The sequence below is a fragment of the Pantoea sp. CFCC18177 genome (assembly GCF_059412425.1).
In genome coordinates, this window is record NZ_JBNBPL010000007.1 from 79,510 (window position 1) to 103,055 (window position 23,546).

The following is a 23,546-nucleotide window of genomic DNA, read 5'->3' on the forward strand; positions in this document are numbered from 1 at the left end:
TCAGAGTCTGAACTCTTCGCCCAAATAAACACGCTTAACCTGCTCATCTGCAAGAATTTCATCAGGGGTACCATGTGCAATCAGATGCCCCTGGCTGACGATGTAAGCGCGTTCACACACGGCGAGGGTTTCACGCACGTTGTGGTCGGTAATCAGCACGCCAAGGCCGCTGTCACGCAGATGTTCGATGATTTTCTTGATATCAATAACGGAGATGGGGTCAACACCGGCAAAAGGTTCATCCAGCAGGATAAATTTCGGGTTGGCCGCCAGCGCCCGTGCGATTTCCACACGACGTCGTTCGCCTCCGGAGAGCGCCTGACCCATGCTGTCGCGCAGGTGTTCGATATGGAACTCTTCCATCAGCTCGTTTGCACGATCCTGACGCTGTTCTTCCGTTAAATCATCGCGAATCTGCAGTACGGCCATTAAGTTGTCATACACGCTCAGGCGGCGGAAGATCGAAGCTTCCTGAGGCAGATAGCCGATACCGCGACGCGCGCGTGCATGCAGTGGCAGGATACTGATATCTTCATCATCAATGACAATACGGCCAGCATCGCGCGGGACAATGCCCACGACCATATAAAACGTGGTGGTTTTGCCAGCACCGTTCGGGCCGAGCAGGCCAACAATTTCACCTGATTTTACCTGCAGGCTGACGTCTTCTACCACGCGGCGGCCTTTATAGGCTTTCGCCAAATTTTCAGCGACTAATGTGGCCATAGCGATCAGTTACTCTTTTTTGGGCTCGCAGTTGAGCCGTTTTTGTCTTGCAGCTGCGACGGCACCAGCACGGTGGTCACGCGTTTGCTGTCACCCTGGCTGAAAGCCTGCATTTTCTGTTCTTTGACCAGATAGGTGATGCGATCGCCTTTGATATTGCTGTCCAGCTGCTGAATGAAGGCGTTGCCCGTCAGCTCAACAAAATCGTTCGCCAGCTCATAGTGCAGCTTTGAAGCGTGCCCCTGAACCGGTTTGCCGTTGTCTTGCATCTGATAGAAGGTCGCGGGAGTTCCGTAAGCATCGACGATGGTTTTTTTGCTGTCGCCGCCTGGACGCGTGACCACCACTTTGTCTGCGGTGATCTTGATTGAACCCTGGGTAACGATGACATTGCCGGTGAAGGTCGCCACGTTGCCTTGTAGATCAAGCGACTGGTTAACGGAATCGATATTGACGGGTTTGTCTGAATCACCCGTCAAGGCCAGCGCAGGCAGGCTGGTGGCCAGCAGTGCACTTACCAGCAACAACTTGAGGCTATTTTTTTTCATTTTGGATTTCATAGGAAGTTTTGACCTTTTCAAGCAGCTGGGCATTTTTTGTTCGTAAATTGCCGCGCATCTTCATGCCAGTGGAATTAAAACTGCGGCCAAATAGGGTGACCTGATCGTCAGATGTCACATCCTGGGTGACCAGATTAACCTGAGCGGTATCGGTGATGATGCGCTCAAGCTGTGAATCCTGGGTCAGCGTATTCACTTCAACGTGGCCGTAAAGGTAAAGCATACGATCTTTGGTCAGCTTTGCCTTATCAGCGCGAATGGTCCAGGTCGGCACTTTGTTTTCATCATAAGTGGTCGCCACAGGATTTTCGAACCAGCTAACTTCATCGGCCGCAAAGTAGGTGACTTTATCCGAGATCAGTTTATAGGCTAACGCCCCCGTGGGGTTATAAACCACAGAGTGAGATTTTTCGCTGGTGTACGTTGGCTCTTGGGTATTGGTTGCCACCGGCGCTTTGCTGTCATCCTGGTTGGTGAGATTCCAGCCGATCAGCACCACGGCGATCAAGGCCAGAATCAGCGTTATCCAACGCCTGCTCTTACTCATACTGATTGCCCTTTGGCATCCTCAAATTTGTTCTGCGCCATCAAGATCAAATCGCACAGTTCACGCACCGCACCCCGACCGCCAGCGATACGAGTCACGTAGTTTGCACGTGGCAGTAAAACCGGATGGGCATCGGCCACGGCTACACTTAAGCCAGCTTGCGCCATCACGGGCCAGTCGATTAAATCGTCGCCAATATAGGCAACCTGATCGGCAGATAAAGACAGTTTATCCAGGAGTTCGCGCCACGCCAAAAGCTTATCAGATTGTCCCTGGTAAAGATGCGTAATGCCCAACGTCTGGCAGCGGTCTTCCAGCAGTTTCGCTTTACGGCCGGTTATAATAGCCACTTCGACGTCTGAGGTCAGCAGGCAGCGGATGCCGTAGCCATCGCGCACGTTAAACGCCTTCAACTCTTCACCGCTGTTGCCCATGTAAATGACACCATCTGACATCACGCCATCAACATCACAAATTAGCAGGCGAATCTTAGCCGCGCGCGCCATAACATCGGCACTGACCGGACCGTAGCAGGTATCAACCATTGTGGATTCAACACTCATTATTTGTTCCTGTTCAAACTACGCCAGCGCGCAGCATGTCATGCATATGTACCACACCAAGAAGACGATCGTCATCGGCGACCAGCACTGCAGTGATGTTTTTGTTTTGCATTAAGTTAAGCGCATCCACCGCCAGCATATTGGGGCGCACACGAATCCCACCGCGCGTCATCACATCCTGAATACTGGCGGACTGAAAATCGATGCCCATATCGAAGATGCGGCGCAAGTCACCATCGGTGAAGATGCCTTCAATTTTCATCAGGTCATCAACGATCACCGTCAGGCCAAGATTTTTACGCGTGATCTCCAGCAACGCATCACGCAGCGAGGCATCACGGCTCACGTGAGGGATCTCATCACCGCTGTGCATGATGTCGCTGACATGCAGCAGAAGCTTGCGGCCGAGGGCACCGCCGGGATGTGACAATGCAAAATCTTCCTGAGTAAAACCGCGCGCTTCCAGCAGTGCTACGGCGAGTGCATCCCCCATCACCAGCGTTGCGGTCGTGCTGGAAGTCGGCGCTAATCCCAGCGGACAGGCTTCCTGTGGCACTTTCACGCACAAATGCACATCTGCGGCACGCCCCATCGCGCTTTCTGGGCGGCTGGTGAGGCAGATGAGTGGCACTTTCTGGCGCTTCAGCACTGGAATCAGGGCGAGGATCTCATTCGACTCGCCGCTATTCGAGATAGCAATCACCACATCATTTGGTGTGACCATCCCGAGGTCACCATGGCTGGCCTCACCTGGGTGAACAAAGAACGACGAGGTGCCGGTACTGGCGAAGGTTGCCGCCATTTTCGCACCAATATGCCCGGATTTACCCATTCCCATCACCACCACTTTACCGCGGCAGGCAATAATCATCTCGCAGGCGCGGCTGAAGTCGGCGTTAATATACTGATCGAGTTGCTCAAGTCCTTCACGTTCGATGCGCAGTACCGCTTTGCCCGCCTGCTGGTAATCAAAATCCGGTTGCTGATGTGACATGGTCAGTCCGTCCTTAATAACTTGAGATAAGCGCAGGGCTGAGCCACAGCCACAGTACCCACGCGATAAATCCACCTAACAGTAATGTGCCCGCTACGCGACCAATACGGCGCTTGCGCAGCAGGCAGAGCAGGGCAAACAATACGCTCACGCCCAGCATGACCCAGTAATCACGCGCGAAGGCATGCGCATCAATGCTGCCGGGATGAATCAGTGCAGGCAGGCCCAGTACGATCGCCAGATTAAAAATATTCGCGCCAATCAGGTTACCGATGGCGATATCGTCTTCACCTTTCAGTGCGCCTGCCACGACGGTGGCGAGCTCTGGCAAGCTGGTGCCCACCGCAATCAGCGTCAGACCCATCACCAGTTCACTGACACCAAAGTAGTCGGCAAACACGGTGGCATTGTCGATCACCATACGGGTCGACATCGGTAAAATTATCAGCGCCACCGCCAACCACAGAAAGGCCACGGTGTTGCCGACTTCATCGCGCGGCAGTTCGGCCAGTTGCTCACGCGTTAACGTATCATTGTTATCACGCTCCGCGCGGCGGGCGATGCGAATCGCAATCACCAAATAGCCCAGCGCGATCAGCAGCAGTGCTGCCCCATCCAGTCGACTAAGATGATTATCAAACAACATAATGCCGCTTAGCAGTGAGACCAGTAGCATCAAGGGGAGTTCGCGGCGAATCAGATTGGAATGCACTGTCAAAGGATGCAAAAGCGCCGCACCGCCGAGTATTAACAGGATATTGGTGATATTCGAGCCGAGGGCAGTGCCCACCGCTAAGTCCATCTGACCGTGTTGTGCCGCCGAGAAGGAGACGATCAATTCGGGTAACGATGTGCCAATGCTCACTACCGTCATGCCGATGATTAACGGTGGGATGCCGAAGGATCGACACAGGATCGCGGCACTGAATACCAGACGGTCAGCGCCGTAAGCCAGTAAAATCAATCCAATAAACAGCAGGGCAGTGGCTACGAACATGAAAAATCCTTGATGGATATGTGTGTCGGCAAACCTTGTCCGACAGGTAAAAACATTGCGCGCGCGGAAACAGGCGCTGATTTTGACTGTCTGAGAGGCAAAAGTAAATTTTAAGGCCGTTTTCGCCACACCTAACGGGTAAGTTTCTGTAAAACTATCGTGCATTGTGGCCTACCAGGCTACCATCCACGACTTTGATAACGCCCGATCCGCATAAAGAGGTAATGATGGTCCAGCAGCAAACGAATCTGGTTGAGGTTCGTGGCGTCAGCTTTACGCGCGGCGATCGTGTCATCTTCGACGACATCTCGCTCACGGTACCCGCAGGTAAAGTGACTGCGATTATGGGTCCGTCCGGCATTGGTAAAACCACGCTGTTGCGTCTGATTGGCGGGCAGTTGCAGCCGGACAAAGGTGAGATCTGGTTCCGCGATCAGAACATCCCGACGCTTTCCCGCACGAAATTGTATGAAGTGCGTAAAAAGATGAGCATGTTGTTTCAGTCGGGGGCACTTTTCACCGATCTCAACGTCTTTGATAACGTCGCCTGGCCGCTGCGTGAGCACACGCAGTTACCTCCTGAATTACTGCACAGTACGGTAATGATGAAGCTTGAGGCGGTGGGCCTGCGTGGCGCAGCCAAATTAATGCCCGCTGAGCTGTCAGGCGGTATGGCACGGCGTGCGGCGTTAGCGCGATCCATCGCACTGGAACCGGATCTCATCATGTTCGATGAGCCCTTTGTGGGTCAGGATCCGATCACCATGGGCGTACTGGTTAAACTGATCGATGAGTTGAATCATGCGTTAGGCGTGACCTGCATTGTGGTTTCACACGACGTGCCAGAGGTCTTGAGCATTGCCGATCATGCCTATATTGTTGCCGGGCAAAAAATTATTGCCCAGGGCAGTGCGCCGGAACTTCGGGAAAATGCCGATCCGCGCGTGCGCCAGTTTATTGAGGGTCATGCGGATGGTCCCGTGCCATTCCGCTTCGCTGCCGGGGATTACCTCAGCGATCTGACCCGCGCAGGGAGAACCTAAACTGATGTTGCTAAAGGCGCTGGCGTCACTCGGACGACAGGGAATTAACACTTGTGCGGCGTTTGGCCGTGCAGGCTTGATGCTGTTTCATGCGCTAGTGGGGAAACCGGCTTTTCGTCGGCACGCGCCATTACTGGTGAAACAATTGTACAGCGTCGGCGTGCTCTCACTGCTGATCATTGTGGTTTCCGGCTTGTTTATTGGCATGGTGCTAGGTTTGCAAGGCTACCTGGTACTCACCACCTACAGTGCCGAGACCAGTCTGGGCATGCTGGTTTCGCTTTCGTTGTTACGTGAACTTGGCCCGGTGGTGACGGCCTTGCTGTTTGCCGGACGGGCGGGTTCAGCGTTAACGGCTGAAATTGGTCTGATGAAAGCCACTGAACAGCTCTCCAGTATGGAAATGATGGCGGTTGATCCGCTGCGCCGTGTGGTGTCACCGCGTTTCTGGGCCGGCTTTATCAGCATGCCGCTGCTCACGCTCATTTTCACGGCGGTGGGCATCGCTGGCGGGGCGCTGGTGGGCGTGAGCTGGAAGGGAATCGATCCGGGCTTCTTCTGGTCCGCGATGCAGAATGCGGTAGATTTCCGCAGCGATGTCATCAACTGCATTATCAAAAGCGCGGTCTTTGCCGTTACGGTAACCTGGATTGCGCTGTTCAATGGCTATGACGCCATCCCGACCTCGGAAGGGATCAGTCGGGCGACAACGCGCACCGTAGTGCATGCTTCATTAGCGGTACTCGGTTTGGATTTTGTGCTGACAGCACTGATGTTTGGGAATTGATGCAATGCAAAGCAAGAAAAACGAAATCTGGGTAGGCGTCTTTATACTGGCGGCACTGATTGCGCTGCTGTTCCTGAGTCTGCGCGTAGCCGATCTTAAGTCACTCGGCACCGAACCGACCTGGAAGCTCTACGCGACCTTCGACAATATCGGCGGCCTGAAAGTCAGCTCGCCGGTGAAAATAGGCGGCGTGGTGATTGGCCGCGTCACGGATATTTCGCTGGATGATAAAACCTTATCGCCGCGTGTCACTATGGATATCAGCGATGCCTATGCCGATAAAATTCCTGATACCAGTTCGCTGGCGATCCGCACACAAGGCTTGCTCGGTGAGCAGTTCCTTGCGCTAAATTTAGGTTTTGACGATCCTGAACTCGGTTCATCCATGCTCAAAGATGGCGGTACCCTGCGCGATACCAAATCTGCACTGGTGCTGGAAGATCTGATAGGTCAGTTCCTCTATAAGAGCGGCGACAATAAAAACGATAACCAAAAGCAGGACACGGAGAGTGCCCCTGCTTCAGCAGCACCTGCTACCACGGAATAAGAGAGGGTAAACACGATGTTTAAACGATTTCTGATGATTGCCATGCTGGCCATTGTGCCCTTGGCGGCGAATGCGGCGGATCAGAGCGATCCTTACAAGCAAATGAATGACGCGGCGGCGAAAACCTTTACCCGCCTGAAAAACGAACAGCCTAAGATCAAGCAGGACCCGAACTATCTGCGCGAAGTGGTGCGTCAGGAGTTACTGCCGTATGTACAAATCAAATATGCCGGTGCTTTAGTGCTGGGCCGTTATTACCGTGAAGCGACCCCAGCACAACGTGAGGCCTATTTCACCGCTTTCGGTGACTATCTGGCGCAGGCATACGGTCAGGCGCTGGCGCTCTATCATGGGCAGACCTACCAGATTCAGCAACCGCAGCCGATTGGCGATGCCAACATTGTGGCGATTCGCGTTACCATCCTTGATCCTAACGGACGCCCACCAGTGCGCCTGGATTTCCAGTGGCGTAAAAATAGCCAAACCGGTAACTGGCAGGCTTATGACATGGTGGCTGAAGGCATCAGTATGATCACCACCAAGCAAAATGAGTGGAGTGATTTACTGCGCACCAAAGGCATCGACGGTTTGACCGCGCAGTTGAAAACCTATGCTGCTCAACCCATTACTCTGGATAAACAGCAATAATGAGCGAACCGTTACGCTGGCAGCGTTCTGCCAGCACGCTGGCCTTAAGCGGCAAACTGGATCGTGACACGTTACTGGCACTATGGCAGGCGCGTGACACCGCGATGGTCGATATCGCCACCATTGATGTTGCCGGGTTGCAACGTGTCGATTCAGCAGGTTTAGCGCTGTTGGTTCATTTGCGTGAAATTGCGCGAGCGCAAGGCAGTGCACCGGTTTTCACCGGTATCAACGACAAACTCCAGTCTTTAATCACGCTGTATAACCTGCAGCAGATTATTGTTTCTGCGGAAAAAATCGCCTGATATTGACTTAAAACGTTAAAGCCCCTGGTATTTTCGGGGGCTTTTGCGTATTTAAGAGTCTGGCGCTTTCCTCTAAGATATCCGCCTTATTATTATTAAGTGAAGCAATGAGCGATGGAAAATAGTGAAGTTCAGGCCGTGCTGATGCAGGCATTAGCATTAGATGAAGTACACGTACTCAGCAACGATGGCAGCCATTTTCAGGTGATCGCGGTCGGTGAGATGTTCGGTGAATTGAGCCGTGTGAAGAAACAGCAGGCTGTGTATGCGCCGCTGATGGAATACATTGCGGATAACCGTATTCATGCGGTTTCCATTAAAACTTATACCCCAGCTGAGTGGGCGCGTGACCGTAAACTCAACGGTTTCTAAGCGTCGCACGGGCTGTTTTGTTGATAGATAATTGAGAGCCGTTAATGGACAAATTTCGTGTGCAAGGCCCCACCCGTTTAAGTGGTGAAGTGACCATTTCCGGGGCGAAGAATGCTGCGCTGCCGATTCTGTTTGCTGCGCTGCTGGCAGAAGAGCCGGTAGAGATTCAGAACGTGCCGAAGCTGCGTGATATCGATACCACCATGAAGCTGCTGAGCCTGCTGGGCGCACGCGTGGAACGTAATGGTTCGGTTCATGTTGATGCTCGCGAAGTTAATGTCTTCAGCGCGCCTTATGACCTGGTGAAAACCATGCGCGCGTCGATTTGGGCGCTGGGTCCACTGGTTGCGCGTTTTGGTCAGGGGCAGGTTTCACTGCCTGGCGGCTGTGCGATTGGCGCACGTCCAGTTGATCTGCATATTACTGGCCTTGAGCAACTGGGTGCGGAAATTAAACTGGAAGAAGGTTACGTCAAAGCTTCCGTTAATGGCCGTCTGAAGGGCGCGCACATTGTGATGGATAAAGTCAGCGTAGGCGCGACTGTGACCATTATGAGTGCAGCCACGTTGGCAACGGGCATCACCATCATTGAGAATGCCGCGCGCGAGCCAGAGATTGTCGATACGGCAAACTTCCTCAACACGCTGGGCGCAAAAATCAGTGGTGCGGGCACCGATAAAATCACCATCGAGGGCGTTGAGCGCTTGGGTGGCGGTGTGTACCGCGTACTGCCAGACCGTATCGAAACCGGTACTTTCCTGGTGGCAGCGGCGATTTCACGTGGCAAGGTGGTGTGCCATAAAGCACAACCTGACACCCTGGATGCGGTGCTGGCTAAACTGCGTGATGCCGGTGCGGAAATCGAAACCGGTGAAGACTGGATCAGCCTCGACATGCACGGCAAGCGCCCGAAAGCGGTTAACATTCGCACTGCGCCACATCCGGGCTTCCCAACGGATATGCAGGCCCAGTTCACCTTGCTGAATATGTTGGCGGAAGGAACCGGTGTGATCACGGAAACCATCTTTGAAAACCGTTTCATGCATATTCCTGAGCTGATTCGCATGGGCGGGCACGCAGAAATCGAGAGCAATACCGCGATTTGCCATGGGGTTGAAACCCTGTCGGGCGCACAGGTTATGGCGACCGATTTGCGCGCTTCAGCAAGTCTGGTGCTGGCAGGTTGTATCGCCGAGGGTTCTACGCTGGTTGATCGTATTTATCACATCGACCGTGGTTATGAGCATATCGAAGATAAGCTGAAAGCCATGGGTGCAAATATCGAGCGCGTCAGCGGCGAATGATGTAAGCCAACGGCTTGAGTAGAAACCAGTCACGGTCACGTGGCTGGTTTTTTTGTTTTAGGGATCTCAAATATCGTGAGGATCCTTGTTGGATCGTATGCGCTTCTTGCGATCCAACAGGCGTGACGTCACGGGATCATAGTAGCGGCTGGGCCAGATCTCTGCAGGATGAACGCCGATCTCATTGGCGATCAGCCATTCTCCCTTGGGCCAGGGCCGTGATAACGCGTTCGACAGCGTCGAAGAGTTAAGCCCTGAATTGCGCGACAATTCGGCCATTGAGGTGCCTTTCTTACGCAATGCCGCAATGATATCTGCCGGGTGCCAGTCCTGTTTCCTTGCTTTCATAACCTCTGCTCCTTGTCCATGTTATGACTTATCTCTGCCGCATTTACGCTTCCATTTCAGAGATATTTGGAAAAAACAGAGTGTTTATAGCAAATAATTTCCGTAAGTTTCCAGTAATTGTCATGGAATAACATGAAACTGCGCATTGTTTCGCAAATGCACTGCAACAAATGTAAGGGATAGGGAGGAAATAACAGGGAAGGGGGAGAAGATAAACGGGGCGATGACACCCCGCCTGGATCATCAGAAATCGCGCTGTACCGACATGTGCGCTAATGCCTCAAGCGCGCTGCGCCAAGGTGTTTCTGGCAGCGCTTGCAGGGCAGCGATAGCTTTGTCCGCTTCCTCTTCTGCACGTCTGCGCGTCCATTCCAGCGAACCGGTCTGCTGCATGGCAACCAGTACGGGCTCCAGCAAGTGACGGCCATTGCCTTCTTCAATCGCCTTACGGATCATCTGTGCCTGCTCAGGCGTGCCGTTATGCATTGCATGTAACAGCGGCAGCGTGGGTTTGCCTTCGCTCAGGTCATCACCTGTGTTTTTACCCAAGGTTTCACCGTCGGCACTGTAATCGAGTAAATCGTCGATTAACTGGAAAGCGGTGCCCAGATAGCGTCCATAATCCTGAAGCGCTTTTTCTTGCTGTGGCGTGGCTTCTGCCAGAATCGCTGAGGCTTGTGATGCCGCTTCAAACAGGCGCGCGGTTTTACTGTATATCACACGCATATAGCTCTCTTCGGTGATATCAGGATCGTTGCAGTTCATTAACTGCAGCACTTCGCCTTCCGCGATCACGTTAACCGCTTCAGACATCAGCGCGAGGATCTTTAACGATCCCATGCTGGTCATCATCTGGAAAGCGCGGGTGTAAATAAAATCGCCGACCAGCACGCTGGCAGCGTTACCGAACGCGGCGTTAGCGGTGGCTTTGCCACGGCGCATATCGGATTCATCCACCACATCGTCATGTAGCAACGTGGCGGTGTGGATAAATTCGATCAGCGCCGCGTTGGTGATATGCAGCGATCCTTGATAATTCAGCGCGCGTGCAGATAGCACAGCGATCATCGGACGGATGCGTTTGCCACCCCCGCTGATGATGTAATAGCCCAACTGATTGATCAGTGAGACTTCCGAATTCAGCTGGTCGAGGATGGTCTGGTTGACGGCCGCCATGTCCTGGGCGGTTAATTCATTAATCTGTTCTAAGTTCATTCGTCTGTTCAGCTTTGACTCGTTTTTTGCATGGTAAGCGCTTTTACACAGCGTGAGTTCAGGTAATCTGTTACTGATTGTACTTGAAAAATCGGGCTTAGAAACATTTGCATTCGTTCTGCGCTTTTTTTCTGCAAGAGAGTGCAAAGTGCTCTTGTCTTCTCCTGGAGATTTGCGTAGAATTCGCGCCCTATTGTGAATATTTATCGCGCCGCCTGATGAATAGAAAGGCATGCGCAGAAGCGGAGTTTTATATGTACGCGGTTTTCCAAAGTGGTGGTAAACAACACCGAGTAAGCGAAGGTCAGACCGTTCGCTTGGAAAAGCTGGACATCGCAACCGGCGAAACTATTGAGTTCGACCAGGTTCTGATGATTGCAAATGGCGAAGACGTGAAAATCGGCGCGCCACTGGTATCAGGCGGTGTGATCAAGGCAGAAGTTGTTGCTCACGGTCGTGGCGAGAAAATTAAGATCGTTAAGTTTCGTCGTCGTAAACACTACCGTAAGCAAGCTGGTCACCGTCAGTGGTTCACTGATGTGAAAATCACTGTGATCGGCGCGTAAGAGGAGATCTGACAAATGGCACATAAAAAGGCTGGTGGCTCGACTCGTAACGGTCGCGACTCCAATGCAAAACGTCTGGGTGTTAAGCGTTTCGGTGGTGAATCTGTTCTGGCAGGTAGCATCATCGTTCGTCAGCGTGGCACCAAATTCCACGCTGGTACCAATGTAGGTTGTGGTCGTGACCACACCCTGTTTGCTACCGCAGACGGCAAAGTACAATTCGAAGTTAAAGGTCCAAACAACCGTAAGTACATCAGCATCGTTGCTGAATAAGGTTGTTGTGCCGCAGACGGTTAACGTCTGAACACACGAATGGAAGGCCCCGCAGCTTTGCGGGGCTTTTTACATTCTGCCGCAGGTTGCGGGATTCCCTCTGACCTTACCGCGCAGTTTGCTGTACAATTACTGTACACATGGTTTTGCCTATCTTGTATTATCCGCCGCCGGTCAGCGCAGAAGACCCTGGCGGACCCGTTTGTAGCGCTTTAACTGCTGCGAACGACAGCGTGACGGAGAAAGAAAATGAAGTTTGTTGATGAAGCGACGATCCTTGCGGTGGCAGGTGACGGCGGTAATGGTTGCGTCAGCTTCCGCCGCGAAAAATACATTCCTCGTGGCGGCCCGGATGGCGGCGACGGCGGTGACGGCGGTGACGTTTATCTGCTCGCCGATGAAAACCTTAACACCCTGATCGATTATCGCTTCGAGAAATCTTTCCGCGCCGAACGTGGCCAGAATGGCCAGAGCCGTGACTGCACCGGTAAACGCGGTAAAGATATCATCGTTAAAGTCCCGGTCGGCACACGTGTCATTGACCAAGGTACCGGCGAAACGCTGGGCGATATGACGCGCCACGAGCAGAAGCTGATGGTTGCCAAAGGCGGCTGGCACGGTCTGGGTAATACCCGTTTCAAATCTTCGGTTAACCGTAGCCCGCGTCAGAAGACCATGGGTACGCCGGGTGAGAAGCGTGACCTGCAGCTGGAGCTGATGCTTCTGGCCGACGTAGGTATGCTGGGTCTGCCGAATGCCGGCAAATCAACGTTTATTCGTTCGGTATCGGCGGCTAAACCTAAAGTGGCTGATTATCCGTTTACCACGCTGGTCCCAAGCCTTGGCGTTGTGCGTATGGACAGCGAAAAGAGCTTCGTTGTTGCGGATATCCCAGGCCTGATTGAAGGCGCAGCGGATGGTGCAGGTCTCGGCATTCGCTTCCTGAAGCACCTCGAGCGCTGCCGCGTATTGCTGCACCTGATCGACCTCGCGCCAATCGACGAGTCCGATCCGGTGGAAAACGCTCGCATCATACTGGGTGAGCTGGAGAAATACAGCGCTAAGCTGTTCCAGAAGCCTCGCTGGCTGGTGTTTAACAAATGTGACCTGCTGAGCCCTGAAGAAGCGGAAACCCGCGCTAAAGCGGTTGTGGAAGCATTAGGCTGGGAAGATAAATACTATCTGATTTCTGCGGCCAGCCATGATGGCGTGAAAGATCTTTGCTGGGACGTGATGACCTTCATCATTGAGAACCCGAAAGAAGCCGAAGAAGAAGCGAAAGAGCCGGAGAAAGTGGCCTTCATGTGGGATGACTATCACCGCGAAGCCATGGAAAACGCTCAGGAAGTGGAAGAAGACGAAGACTGGGATGACGACTGGGACGAAGAGGACGACGAAGGCGTCGAAATCATTTACCAGCGTTAATCGCACAGTAAAAAAGCGGCCAGATGGCCGCTTTTTTTATGGTGGGGGCTGTGTGTGCAATCATCGGATACTACGCTCGATCTATCCCCTCTCCCTGTGGGAGAGGTTTAGGGTGAGGGCATCCGACCACACAGCACTACCCCAACACCGCCACCGTCAGGCGTGACGTACAGCACAGCTGGTCGCGACCATTCCGGATCTCTATCTCCCAGCTCTGATTGCGTGCGCCCAAATGCAGAGGGCGGCAAATGCCACGCACTTCACCGCTGCTCACCGCGCGATGATGACTGGCACTGACCTCGATCCCCACCACGCTTTTACCTTCTTCCACGCTCAGATAACCCGCAATCGATCCCATCGACTCTGCCAGCACCACCGAAGCGCCGCCGTGTAGCAGGCCAAATGGCTGCTGTGTGCGGGCATCCACCGGCATGGTGGCTTCGAGGTAATCGTCGCCGATCACCGTGAACACAATACCGACGTGCGCCACCAGCGAGTTATCGCCCAGGGTATTTAGCGTGGACAGATCGATCGTTTTTTTCCAGATTGCCATGTCAGGATCCCAGCGTTGCACCACCGTCGACCACAATATCCTGCAGCACCACATGGCTGGCAAGATCCGAGGCCAGGAACAGGATGTTGTTCACGATCTCTTGGGGTTTGGCGATCTTACGCAGTGGGATCCCTAGCTTGTACTGATCCTGGAAGCCATTGATCATCTCTTGCTCGGCTTCCGGCGTATGCCACAAGCTGCGCTGCATATCGGTGTCAGTGGAACCTGGCGAAACAATGTTGCAACGGACGCCCAGCGGTGCCATTTCCAGGCCGACAGTGAGGCACAGGCTGCGCAGCGCCGCTTTAGAAGCACCATACGCCGACATGCCAAGGCGAGGCGCATGCGCCGCGTTAGAGGCAATGGTCACGATGGCGCCCGCGCGTTGCTGACGGAATACCGGCAGCGTCTGCTGGAACATATTGAAGGCACCACCGGCATTGACGGCCAGGCAGGCTTGCCAGTCTTCAAACGCCAACTCTTCGGTGCTACCGATGCGCAGAATCCCCGCACCGTTCACTAACACGTCAAGATGGGGTTGATCGGCCAGCAGGCGCTGGCACACAGCTTTCACTTCCGCTGCATTCGCGACATCCATCACTTGAGTGGTAAACGGATACTCCGCTTGATCGAAACGCAGATCGAAGCCGATTACCTTTGCACCAGCCTGATGGAATGCCAGCGCAGTGTGGTAGCCAATCCCTTTACCCGCGCCGGTTACCCAGACGATCTTTCCGCTGAAATCGAAGGAAGCACTCATTTGTTTGGCACCCGTGACAGCAGCGCCCACCAACCATCGATGCTCGGATTTTTTGCCAGACTGACGAAATCGATATCGTTATGGACCTGGCGCCAGCGCGCCGCCAGCGCCATCACACGCACGGAATCAAGACCGTAGTCGATAAGGTTCTCGTCATCTTCCGGCACATCGTCATCCTCCAGCAGCGGCAGAATCAGTGCGCGCAGGTCATCTTTGCTCAACGGAAGCGGCATCAGATCGGCGGTCATCACCACTTTACCGCTGCGTCCTGCGGTGTAAGTCAGCGCCATCATATGCTCTTCGCGGCTGAAGTCGGCCAGCGCATCCGCCACCATAAACGGCTGGATGTTACGCATGAAGGCATCTGTTGCGGTCGTCAGGCAGCCGATATGGGCATAGACGCCGGTAATGATCAGCTGATCGCGGCCCATCTCTTGCAGGATCGACTCCAGCGGTGAGCGCACAAAGGCGCTGTAGCGCCATTTTGTCAGAACCTGATCGTCCTGATCCGGTGCCAGTGCATCCACGATCTTTTGCTGCTCCGGGTGTTTATTCAGGCCCGGTCCCCACATGTCGTTGAGCAGCGCGCGATCGGCATCGCTCTGTTCATTCGGCTGTGCGGTGTAAAACACAGGAATGCCCTGCGCTTTGCAGTAGGCGCGCAGGCGAGCGATATTCTCGACTACTTGATCGATCAGCGGGCTGTTCTCACCCCAAAAGTTCAGGAAGTAAGCCTGCATATCATGAATGAGTAAAGCAGCACGCTGCGGCTCAACGGTCCATTTCACCTTGTTGGTTGGCAGTTCAGCTGCCGCTGGCAGCGCGTAAGAGTTCAGTTTTGGAATAGCCATTACAATCTCCGGAACAGGTCAGGCTTGCGCTTGTTGGTCAGCAAGCTGTTGGCGTAAACGTTTTTTATCCACCTTGCCGACGGGGGTCAGCGGCAGGGCATCTACGCAAGTAATACGATCGGGTAACTTAAACTCGGCCACGCCAAGTTCACGCAAATGGCGGCGTAGTGCCACCGCTTTGATCGGCTGGCTGGCGACAATAAAGGCGCAGCTCTTTTCGCCCATCAGTTCATCATTCATCGACACCAGCGCAGCGTGGATCACATCAGGATGACGTTGCAGCAGGTTCTCGATCTCTTCAGCCGCGATCTTTTCGCCACCACGGTTGATCTGATCTTTCTCGCGGCCCTGCACGGTGATGTAGCCTTGAGCATTGATCTCGATGAGATCGCCGGAGCAGTAAAACCCGTTGGCATCAAAGCTGGCGGCGTTATGCTCCGGGCTGTTGTAGTAGCCGCGGAAGGTATAAGGGCCTCGCGTCATCAGACGGCCGATACTGCCCGTGGGCAGTGGATTACCCTGTTCATCGGCTACCCAGACTTCATCGTCTTCAGAAATAGGGCGGCCCTGCGTGGTCAGAATGGTTTGTTCGTCATCGCCAAAGCGGGTGTAGTTCACCAGGCCCTCTGCCATGCCAAACACCTGCTGTAACCGGCAGCCAATTTCGGTCTGAATGCGACGCGCCAGAGTCTCACCTAATTTAGCCCCACCCACCTGAATACGTTGCAGTGATGCCAGCTGCTTGTTGCTTCCCCATTCCTGAATGGCTTGCAACCACAGGCTGACGGCAGGCGGCACTAAACCGGTATCGGTCACCTGGTGCTGCTCAATCAGCGGGAAACAGAGTGTCGCGCTGGGATCGGCGGCGAGGATCACCTGACCCCCCGCATAGAACACGCCGAGTGAACCCGGCGAACTCATCGCAAAGTTGTGTGGTGCAGGCAGGGCAATCAAATAGCGCGTATCAGCCGTGACTTCGCAGATATCGTCGCTGGCACGAATACTGTAGTAGTAATCGTTATGCGTGCGCGGAATCAACTTCGGCGTGCCAGTGCTGCCGCCCGAGAGCTGGAAAAATGCCACTTCATCGGCTGCGGTTGGCGTGGCCTGATAATCGCCCGCCGCTTCGGCCATCAACGCTTCAAGGGTATTTTCTGGCTGATTATCGTTACGCAGGATCACCTGCTGCAGTGAAGGCTGCGCAGCACAGAGCGCGCCGATAAAATTATCGTCGGCAAACAGTGCATGGCTGCGATCGGCAATCAGCAGCTTGGGTTGAATCTGTGATGCGTAGGCAGTCAGTTCAGTGCGCTGATGGCTATACAGCGCGAACACAGACGCCACGCCGAGCTTAAACAAGGCGAAGACCGTGACATAGAACTCCGCAACGTTGCCCAGCTGGACTAATGCGGTGTCGCCCCGTTGCAAACCACGGCGCTGTAAGGCCGCCGCGAGGTTGTCGCTCAACGCATCCAGTTGGCGATAGCTGATCTGACGGTCACCGTCGATGACCGCAATCGCATCGTTGTCTTTGTGACGCGCCAAAATGTCGGTCATGGGGACATCGAGCCAATAGCCTTTTTCACGGTAGCGTGCGGCTAAGTCGTCTGGCCAACGGGTATAGGGAATGCTCATCATCTTTCCTTTATTGCAGTCCAAATGCGCGCAACATGGTGTCCAGCTTCACGCCGGTTTCGCGCCATTCTGATTCAGGTTGGGAGTCGGCCACGATGCCGGCTCCGGCAAACAGGCGTACCCGCGCACCGTGCACCGTGCCGCAGCGAATTGTCACCACCCACTCGCCATTGCCTTCACTGTCACACCAGCCGACGATGCCGCCAAACAGTTGGCGATCGAAAGGTTCCAACTGCTGAATCAGCTGTTGGGCACGTTGGTGTGGGAAGCCGCTCAATGCTGGTGTTGGGTGCAACAAGCAGGCTAGCGACAGGGCGTTTTCATGCTCATCCTGCACTTCGCCGTCGATTTGCGTTGCGAGGTGCCACAAGGTCGCGGTGGTGATCAGGGAGGGCACGGTCGGCACCGATAGCAGTCGGCTACGCGGCTGCAGTGTGTCACGCATCGCATCTGTGACCAGCTTGTGTTCGTGACGATCTTTGCCAGAGTCCATCAGCGTATTGCCCGCCGCACGATCTTGCTGGCTATCGTCATGATGACGGCGAGCAGAACCCGCCAGTGGACATGAGCTAAAATCACGCCCCTGTTTACGCAGCATCAGTTCTGGGCTGGCGCCCACCAGTGCTCCGCCTTGCGGCAGCGGCAGATGGAAGTGATAGCTGTTGGGGTTCTGGGCAATCACGCGCTGCATCAGTGCGGCAGTATCGACCGGTTGTTCGGTGACGATATCCATCAAACGCGACAGCACCACTTTATCAAGGTCACCACGCTGAGTTGCCGACACGGCATCCGCCACCATTTGGGTGAAGACATCGTGGTCGGGTACTGCCATACGGCGACGCACCTGTGGCAGTTCACTCACGGCTGAGGGTAAGGCATTTTGCAGATCGGCGCGGTTAAACGTCTGGTAAGACTCAGGGATAAACAGCGCAGCGGGTTGGCTGACATCAAACGGGATCGCGCCGACCAAAATCGGATTGTTAATCCCCTGTTTTTTAGCCGCCGCGAAATGCTGCCGCAACTGTTGTTGAAAATCCCCCTGCAACAGCGCCGCATCAGCAACGGATGCAGTGATGGTGGTATAACACCCCTGCGTTGCGAGGCTGCGCCAGGGCGAGGTAAAAAGGAACCCACGGCATAACGCGGAAAAATCCTTCAATAAGGCATTTTCAAACATGGATGATTCCACCATAATTTTCACCTATAAATGATAAGATTATTAAGAATGATTATCATTTTTATTATGGGCCTGTAACCTACGTCGATTGGGCAAAAGAGTCAATCCATTCGCGGGATTTCCAGCGTGTTTCGGCGTAATCGGACGCTAACGTCACCCAGGGCAATATGCTAAAAAGTGGACCAAAACTTATGAATAAATGCGGTTTATGGGGCCTCTCGGCCCTGATTTTTGTTTTCCAGGCGTTTAGCGGATTGGCACAGGCCGAGCAGGGCTGGCCGCGTACCCTTCAGGGAGCGAATGGTCCCGTGACCATCAGCAAAGCACCGCAGCGCATTGTGTCCACCAGCGTCACTTTGACGGGTTCATTGCTGGCGATTGATGCACCGGTTATTGCTTCCGGCGCGACCGCTCCCAACAGCCGTCTTGCTGACGATCAGGGCTTTTTCCGCCAGTGGGGCGATGTGGCGAAACAGCGCCATCTTAAACGTCTCTATATTGGTGAACCCAGTGCCGAAGCCGTGGCGGCTGAAGCGCCGGATCTGATTCTGGTCAGCGCGACCGGCAACGACTCGGCGATCAAACTTGCCAGCCAGCTTTCCGCTATCGCGCCAACCCTGGTGGTCAATTACGACGACAAAAGTTGGCAGGATGTGGTGACGCTGCTTGGCCAGGCGACCGGTCATGAAGCTCAGGCCGCACAGCGTGTTAAGGCGTTTGACGACCGTGAAGCGGCCTTAAAGAAAGCCATCACGTTGCCGCCGCAACCGGTCTCTGCGATGGTGTGGAACGGCGATGGTCGTGCCGTCAACGTATGGACCGCAGAATCGGCGCAGGGCAAGTTGTTAGAGCAGCTGGGTTTCACCCTCGCCGAACCGCCTGCCTCCGTTCAACAGGGCCACAGCATGGGCCAGCGTAAAGACATCATTCAGTTGTCGGGCGAAAACGTGGGCAGCGGTCTGACGGGCAAGACGTTCCTGCTGTTCGCCGCTGACGAGAAAACCACGCAGTCAGTGCTGAGTAATCCGTTCCTGGCGCAAAATTCAGCGGTGACGCAGAAACAGGTCTTCCCGCTGGGTGTCGATTCGTTCCGTCTGGATTACTACAGCGCCAGCAATCTGCTGGCGCGTCTGGAAAAACTGTTCGTTAAATCATGATGAGGGTTGCGCCAGCTCCGGGGCTGGCGCGTGGTAACGGCGCAGACGCCCCATCACCCACCACATCATGATGCCCAGCAGTGCTGCCGCAAAACCAAACACTGCGGCAGCCTGGGGTGGCAGTAACCATGATCCCATCGCACCAATCATTGCCGCGCCAATCGCATCACCGGTGACGTTTTGCGCCGTCCACAGTCCGTTAATACGGCCCAGTAAGTGGTCTGGCGTCAGCACCTGGATCATCGCGTACTGCACCAGACTATTGATGGCACTGAAATAGCCAAAGGCCACCAGACACAGCAGCGCCAGCAGTAAGTTGGGCATCAGGCTGAATAATCCCAGGGCAATAAACGCCGCCACTGCACTCCCCAGCACCAGCTGTCCCGGTCGGGCGGCATGCTTGAGTTTGCCACTGGTCAACGCGCCAATCGCGGCTCCGAGGGGCACGGCGGCATAGAGCATACCAAGTTGGTTGGCGCTTACTGACCAGTGTGGAGCCAATGCTGGATAGAGCACGCGTATTGCGCTGGCGAGGGTCACCAGCGCACCAATCAATGCCACCATGCCGACTATCGGGCTGGCAAACAGGAACTGTATGCCTGCGGCGAGTGATTTCAACGGATGTTCACGCGGCTGTGGCGGTGGCGCTAACTGCGGCAGCTTTAGCAGCGTCAGCACGGTTAACAGTGTGCCGAACGCGGCCAAGCCGTAGTTCCACACCACGCCACCGTGCGCGATCACCAGTCCAGCAATCGCAGGCGAGAGAATCGAACCAAAGCGGACCGTCAACATGGTGGTCGCCCCAGCCTGCATAATGTTTTCGCGACCCACCAGCGCGGGCGTCGCTGCCAGCAGGGCGGTGACGCCAATGGCGCCGAAGAAGCCATCCCAGAATCCCAGCAGATAAACCGCCATCAGCGACGGCTGCGGCAGCGCGGCATTTATCGCCAGTGCGATGAAACCTAAACCGCAGGTTGAACGGGCAATCAGTATCAGCTTTTTACGTTCGTAACGATCGGCGAGCACGCCACCGGTTAACAGACCGATAAACATGCCCGAGGCGGCCAGCGTCACCGCTAATCCCACCAGCAACGGTGATTGCGTCATGTGCTGAATTTGCACCGGCACTGCGACGGCCAGCATCCCCAATGCAACAATCGAGATAAATCGAGCGATAAACACCGCGCGAAATGCCGCATGGGTTTTCAGCAAGGAGAGATCGATAAAGTGGGAGGATTTGTTCATATGTTCGCCTTTTTGCACCAATTTTCCTCATCGTCCGCGAGGCGAGTCATGGTAACATAGGCGAACGCGAGTAATAACGATAACCATTATCAAATTGCGTTGCGCATGCGACGACGTTGAACAGTGAAGGTTTAGAACGATGCGCCAGTTCCATGCATTAGCAGGCTCAGGGATTCTGCTCATGCTCCTCATCGCGCTCAGCTTAATGCTGGGTGCCAAATCAATACCGCTTGCCGATGTCTATCATTCGCTGACCTCCAGCTGTAACAGCGCAGAGTGTGTGATTGTGCGCGACGCGCGCTTGCCGCGAACGCTGGCCGGGCTACTCGCTGGGGTAGCGCTGGGGTTGGCGGGGGCTTTAATGCAAAGTCTGACGCGTAATCCATTGGCCGATCCCGGCATTCTTGGGGTGAATGCCGGTGCCGGATTTGCCGTGGTGATTGGCATTGCGCTGTTTGGCGCCGATTCGCCGCTCGACTGGCTCGGATTTGCGTTTGCCGGCGCGTTACTGGCCTCGCTGCTGGTGGCGATGACCGGTGCGATTGGCGGTGGCCGCGTCAACCCAGTGCGCCTGACGTTAGCCGGCGTGGCGCTGGGCGCGGTGCTGGATGGCCTGACATCGGGCCTGTCGCTCCTCAATCCTGATATTTATGACCATCTGCGTTTCTGGCACAGCGGCTCACTGGATATTCGCAACTTTGAGGTGCTGCGCACCTTGTTTCCGGCGGTGCTCATCGGAAGCGTGATAGCGTTTTGCCTGTCGCAGGCGCTGAACAGTTTGAGCATGGGCGGCGATATGGCAACGGCGCTCGGAACGCGCGTGGCACGTACGCAGCTGCTGGGGTTGCTGGCGATCGCCCTCCTGTGTGGAGCGGCAACGGCAGCGGTGGGCCCGATTGCTTTTATCGGTCTGATGACACCGCATTTTGCACGCTGGCTGGTGGGTAACGATCACCGCTGGATGCTGCCGGCCACCGCGATCATCACCCCGATTCTGCTGCTGGCGGCGGATATTCTGGGCCGCCTGCTGGTTGCAGGTGAACTGCGTGTCTCAATTGTCACCGCGATGCTGGGCGCTCCCGTCCTGATTGTGCTGGTGCGTCGTCAACTCGGGCGAGGTGGCTTATGACACGCCGTGTTCTGCTGCACACCACGTGGCTGACGTTGACCTGCTTGCTGCTGGCTTATCTGGCGATGACGCGTGGCGCATTACCGATTGGCGCAGAACAGTTCTGGCAGGTGCTGCTGGGCGAGGGAGCCAGCAACGTTAAGCTGATTGTGCTGGAGTGGCGTCTGCCGCGCGTAATGATGGCGTTGCTGATTGGCGCGGCCCTCGGCGTGAGCGGCGCCATTTTCCAGTCTTTACTGCGCAATCCCCTTGGTAGCCCGGATATTCTTGGCTTTAACACGGGTGCCTACAGCGGCGTATTGGTGGCATTGGTGCTGTTCAATCAGGGCATCGCGGCCATGACCGGCGCCGCGCTGGTGGGCGGGGTTGGAACCGCGGCGCTGGTGTACCTGTTTGCCTGGCGCAACGGTGTTGAAACCTTCCGCCTGATTATTGTTGGCATTAGCGTGCGCGCGTTACTGATGGCGCTCAATGCCTGGCTTATTATCAGTGCCTCACTGGAATCGGCGCTGAGTGCCGGTTTATGGAGCGCAGGATCGCTGAACGGCATCACCTGGGCAAAAACCCCGCCGGTGATTGCGGTGCTGTTGTTGTCTCTGTTGTTGATGGCGTTGCTGACGCGGCGGATGCGCCTGCTAGAAATGGGCGATGACACGGCCAGCGCCCTCGGCGTGCCCGTAGAGCGCAGCCGCATGTGGTTGATGCTGATTGGCGTGGTGTTGACGGCAGCGTCAACGGCGCTGGTGGGGCCGATCTCCTTCGTCGCGTTACTGGCTCCGCAGATTGCGCGCCGACTGGGCGGCGGTGAGAAAGGGGCTTTGCTGCTGGCATCACTGTGTGGGGCATTGCTGCTGATTGCCGCAGATTTTGCCGCACAGCATCTGTTCCTGCCTTATCAATTACCGGTTGGCGTGATCACCGTCAGCCTGGGTGGACTCTATCTGATTGCGTTACTGGTGCGGGAGGCGCGACGCCAATGATTGATATTCCTTCACGTCTGTATGGCGAAGGCCTGACGCTCGGTTATGACAAAAAAGTGGTGGCGGAAAATTTGTCGGTGGCGATCCCGGAAGGGGAGCTGACGGTGATTATCGGCCCCAATGCCTGTGGTAAATCGACGTTATTACGTACGTTAAGCCGTCTCAATGCTCCGCTAAAAGGCGAAGTGTATTTAGACGGTGAGGCGATTGCGCGCTACCCCACCAAAGAGGTGGCTCGTCGGCTGGGGCTGCTGCCGCAGAGTTCCAATGCGCCTGCGGGCATCAGTGTGACGGAGTTGGTGGCGCGTGGACGCTATCCGCACCAACCGCTGTTTGGTCGCTGGCGGACTGAAGATGAAGAGGCGGTACAGCAGGCGATGCGCGCCACCGGCGTCGCCGATCTGGCGCTGCAGCCGGTGGATACCTTATCCGGTGGGCAGCGCCAGCGTGTGTGGATTGCCATGGTGCTGGCACAGCAGACGCCACTGCTGCTGCTCGATGAGCCGACCACCTGGCTGGATATCACCCATCAGATCGAGCTGCTGGAGTTGATGCAGGAGTTGAATCAGCAGCATGGTCGTACGCTGGTGGTGGTGTTACACGACCTGAACCACGCCTGTCGTTATGCCACGCATTTGATCGCCATGCGCCACGGCAAGATTATCGCCGAAGGTAAGCCAGCGGAGATTGTCACACCCGCATTGATTGAGCAGGTGTATGGTTTGCGCTGCGTGATTGTGGACGATCCGGTGGCGCATACGCCGATGATTGTGCCGCTGGGGCGGGGCAGGTAATCAGGGCGGCATCAATGCCGCCCCTACGATGTAGGGTGCGCATTG

General features: G+C 55.1%; 28 protein-coding genes. 14 read left to right on the forward strand and 14 right to left on the reverse strand.

Going from position 1 to position 23,546, the window contains the following annotated elements; all coding sequences use genetic code 11:
• From lptB to ACPUC8_RS09310, 6 genes are read right to left on the reverse strand one after another with little or no spacing between them, the layout of a single operon-like run.
• A complete protein-coding gene (lptB, locus tag ACPUC8_RS09285) occupies window positions 1–726 on the reverse strand; it encodes an LPS export ABC transporter ATP-binding protein (protein WP_039327471.1) in 726 nt (241 codons plus the stop codon).
• 5 nt (window positions 727–731) lie between these two features.
• On the reverse strand, window positions 732–1,286 hold the full coding sequence (gene lptA / locus ACPUC8_RS09290; RefSeq protein ID WP_039327473.1) for a lipopolysaccharide ABC transporter substrate-binding protein LptA: 555 nt from the start codon (window positions 1,284–1,286) through the stop codon (window positions 732–734).
• Window positions 1,261–1,833, reverse strand: coding sequence for an LPS export ABC transporter periplasmic protein LptC (gene lptC, locus ACPUC8_RS09295; protein ID WP_039327475.1), 573 nt, complete (start codon window positions 1,831–1,833; stop codon window positions 1,261–1,263). The genes lptA and lptC overlap by 26 nt, the downstream gene beginning before the upstream one ends.
• Window positions 1,830–2,396, reverse strand: a complete 567-nt coding sequence (gene kdsC, locus ACPUC8_RS09300; RefSeq protein ID WP_039327477.1) for a 3-deoxy-manno-octulosonate-8-phosphatase KdsC — start codon at window positions 2,394–2,396, stop codon at window positions 1,830–1,832. Before kdsC ends, lptC begins: the two co-directional genes overlap by 4 nt.
• Window positions 2,397–2,409: 13 nt before the next feature.
• Window positions 2,410–3,390 (reverse strand): arabinose-5-phosphate isomerase KdsD, encoded by a 981-nt coding sequence (gene kdsD, locus ACPUC8_RS09305; RefSeq protein ID WP_039327479.1) that lies wholly within the window; start codon window positions 3,388–3,390, stop codon window positions 2,410–2,412.
• Between the two features lie 13 nt (window positions 3,391–3,403).
• A complete protein-coding gene (locus tag ACPUC8_RS09310; RefSeq protein ID WP_039327481.1) occupies window positions 3,404–4,387 on the reverse strand; it encodes a calcium/sodium antiporter in 984 nt (327 codons plus the stop codon).
• Between the two features lie 227 nt (window positions 4,388–4,614).
• Between ACPUC8_RS09310 and mlaF the strand changes: the two genes are divergently transcribed.
• The 7 genes from mlaF (at window position 4,615) to murA (ending at window position 9,393) form a co-directional block, all read left to right on the forward strand.
• Window positions 4,615–5,430 (forward strand): phospholipid ABC transporter ATP-binding protein MlaF, encoded by an 816-nt coding sequence (gene mlaF, locus ACPUC8_RS09315; RefSeq protein ID WP_058973829.1) that lies wholly within the window; start codon window positions 4,615–4,617, stop codon window positions 5,428–5,430.
• Window positions 5,431–5,434: 4 nt separating this feature from the next.
• A complete protein-coding gene (gene mlaE, locus ACPUC8_RS09320) occupies window positions 5,435–6,217 on the forward strand; it encodes a lipid asymmetry maintenance ABC transporter permease subunit MlaE (protein WP_283226834.1) in 783 nt (260 codons plus the stop codon).
• A gap of 4 nt (window positions 6,218–6,221) precedes the next feature.
• Window positions 6,222–6,764: an outer membrane lipid asymmetry maintenance protein MlaD gene (gene mlaD, locus ACPUC8_RS09325; protein WP_494926083.1), complete on the forward strand. Its 543-nt coding sequence runs from the start codon at window positions 6,222–6,224 to the stop codon at window positions 6,762–6,764.
• Window positions 6,765–6,779: 15 nt separating this feature from the next.
• Entirely contained in the window at window positions 6,780–7,412 is a 633-nt protein-coding gene (gene mlaC / locus ACPUC8_RS09330; RefSeq protein WP_039327491.1) for a phospholipid-binding protein MlaC, read from the forward strand.
• Window positions 7,412–7,717, forward strand: coding sequence for a lipid asymmetry maintenance protein MlaB (gene mlaB / locus ACPUC8_RS09335; protein ID WP_494926084.1), 306 nt, complete (start codon window positions 7,412–7,414; stop codon window positions 7,715–7,717). The genes mlaC and mlaB overlap by 1 nt, the downstream gene beginning before the upstream one ends.
• A gap of 114 nt (window positions 7,718–7,831) precedes the next feature.
• Window positions 7,832–8,089 (forward strand): BolA family iron metabolism protein IbaG, encoded by a 258-nt coding sequence (gene ibaG / locus ACPUC8_RS09340; protein ID WP_017349599.1) that lies wholly within the window; start codon window positions 7,832–7,834, stop codon window positions 8,087–8,089.
• Window positions 8,090–8,133: 44 nt separating this feature from the next.
• Window positions 8,134–9,393 (forward strand): UDP-N-acetylglucosamine 1-carboxyvinyltransferase, encoded by a 1,260-nt coding sequence (gene murA, locus ACPUC8_RS09345; protein WP_494926085.1) that lies wholly within the window; start codon window positions 8,134–8,136, stop codon window positions 9,391–9,393.
• Between the two features lie 66 nt (window positions 9,394–9,459).
• On the opposite strand, the gene ACPUC8_RS09350 is transcribed toward murA, so the two are convergent.
• Window positions 9,460–9,741, reverse strand: a complete 282-nt coding sequence (locus tag ACPUC8_RS09350; protein ID WP_058973833.1) for a helix-turn-helix domain-containing protein — start codon at window positions 9,739–9,741, stop codon at window positions 9,460–9,462.
• Between the two features lie 243 nt (window positions 9,742–9,984).
• Window positions 9,985–10,956 (reverse strand): octaprenyl diphosphate synthase, encoded by a 972-nt coding sequence (ispB, locus tag ACPUC8_RS09355; RefSeq protein ID WP_039327506.1) that lies wholly within the window; start codon window positions 10,954–10,956, stop codon window positions 9,985–9,987.
• A gap of 254 nt (window positions 10,957–11,210) precedes the next feature.
• On the opposite strand from ispB, the gene rplU reads away from it, so the two are divergent.
• From rplU to cgtA, 3 genes are all read left to right on the forward strand, one after another.
• The gene (gene rplU / locus ACPUC8_RS09360; protein WP_007886644.1) at window positions 11,211–11,522 is read left to right on the forward strand and encodes a 50S ribosomal protein L21; all 312 of its coding nucleotides are present in this window, start codon (window positions 11,211–11,213) and stop codon (window positions 11,520–11,522) included.
• 15 nt (window positions 11,523–11,537) lie between these two features.
• Window positions 11,538–11,795 (forward strand): 50S ribosomal protein L27, encoded by a 258-nt coding sequence (rpmA, locus tag ACPUC8_RS09365; RefSeq protein WP_003851093.1) that lies wholly within the window; start codon window positions 11,538–11,540, stop codon window positions 11,793–11,795.
• 249 nt (window positions 11,796–12,044) lie between these two features.
• Entirely contained in the window at window positions 12,045–13,220 is a 1,176-nt protein-coding gene (gene cgtA / locus ACPUC8_RS09370) for an Obg family GTPase CgtA (RefSeq protein ID WP_039327519.1), read from the forward strand.
• Between the two features lie 136 nt (window positions 13,221–13,356).
• On the opposite strand, the gene ACPUC8_RS09375 is transcribed toward cgtA, so the two are convergent.
• Genes ACPUC8_RS09375 through ACPUC8_RS09395 form a run of 5 tightly spaced genes read right to left on the reverse strand, consistent with a single transcriptional unit; the run spans window position 13,357 to window position 18,211 of the window.
• Window positions 13,357–13,773, reverse strand: coding sequence for a hotdog fold thioesterase (locus ACPUC8_RS09375; RefSeq protein ID WP_039327521.1), 417 nt, complete (start codon window positions 13,771–13,773; stop codon window positions 13,357–13,359).
• A 1-nt stretch (window position 13,774) separates the two neighbouring features.
• A complete protein-coding gene (dhbA, locus tag ACPUC8_RS09380) occupies window positions 13,775–14,533 on the reverse strand; it encodes a 2,3-dihydro-2,3-dihydroxybenzoate dehydrogenase (RefSeq protein WP_039327523.1) in 759 nt (252 codons plus the stop codon).
• A complete protein-coding gene (locus tag ACPUC8_RS09385) occupies window positions 14,530–15,384 on the reverse strand; it encodes an isochorismatase family protein (protein ID WP_039327525.1) in 855 nt (284 codons plus the stop codon). Before ACPUC8_RS09385 ends, dhbA begins: the two co-directional genes overlap by 4 nt.
• Before the next feature lie 18 nt (window positions 15,385–15,402).
• On the reverse strand, window positions 15,403–17,019 hold the full coding sequence (locus ACPUC8_RS09390) for a (2,3-dihydroxybenzoyl)adenylate synthase (RefSeq protein ID WP_494926086.1): 1,617 nt from the start codon (window positions 17,017–17,019) through the stop codon (window positions 15,403–15,405).
• Window positions 17,020–17,029: 10 nt separating this feature from the next.
• Window positions 17,030–18,211, reverse strand: coding sequence for an isochorismate synthase (locus ACPUC8_RS09395; protein WP_039327529.1), 1,182 nt, complete (start codon window positions 18,209–18,211; stop codon window positions 17,030–17,032).
• A gap of 176 nt (window positions 18,212–18,387) precedes the next feature.
• On the opposite strand from ACPUC8_RS09395, the gene fepB reads away from it, so the two are divergent.
• A complete protein-coding gene (fepB, locus tag ACPUC8_RS09400) occupies window positions 18,388–19,353 on the forward strand; it encodes a Fe2+-enterobactin ABC transporter substrate-binding protein (protein WP_039327531.1) in 966 nt (321 codons plus the stop codon).
• On the opposite strand, the gene entS is transcribed toward fepB, so the two are convergent.
• Window positions 19,348–20,598 carry an enterobactin transporter EntS gene (gene entS, locus ACPUC8_RS09405; protein WP_494926087.1) on the reverse strand — a complete coding sequence of 417 codons (1,251 nt, stop codon included), beginning with the start codon at window positions 20,596–20,598 and terminating at the stop codon, window positions 19,348–19,350. The two genes, fepB and entS, sit on opposite strands and share 6 nt — an antisense overlap.
• Window positions 20,599–20,737: 139 nt before the next feature.
• Here entS and fepD point away from each other — a divergent pair, with 139 nt between their 5' ends.
• Genes fepD through ACPUC8_RS09420 form a run of 3 tightly spaced genes read left to right on the forward strand, consistent with a single transcriptional unit; the run spans window position 20,738 to window position 23,501 of the window.
• Window positions 20,738–21,727, forward strand: coding sequence for a Fe(3+)-siderophore ABC transporter permease (gene fepD, locus ACPUC8_RS09410; protein ID WP_058972707.1), 990 nt, complete (start codon window positions 20,738–20,740; stop codon window positions 21,725–21,727).
• A complete protein-coding gene (fepG, locus tag ACPUC8_RS09415) occupies window positions 21,724–22,707 on the forward strand; it encodes an iron-enterobactin ABC transporter permease (RefSeq protein WP_494926088.1) in 984 nt (327 codons plus the stop codon). The genes fepD and fepG overlap by 4 nt, the downstream gene beginning before the upstream one ends.
• On the forward strand, window positions 22,704–23,501 hold the full coding sequence (locus tag ACPUC8_RS09420) for an ATP-binding cassette domain-containing protein (RefSeq protein ID WP_058972705.1): 798 nt from the start codon (window positions 22,704–22,706) through the stop codon (window positions 23,499–23,501). Before fepG ends, ACPUC8_RS09420 begins: the two co-directional genes overlap by 4 nt.
• The last annotated feature ends 45 nt before the right edge of the window (window positions 23,502–23,546 follow it).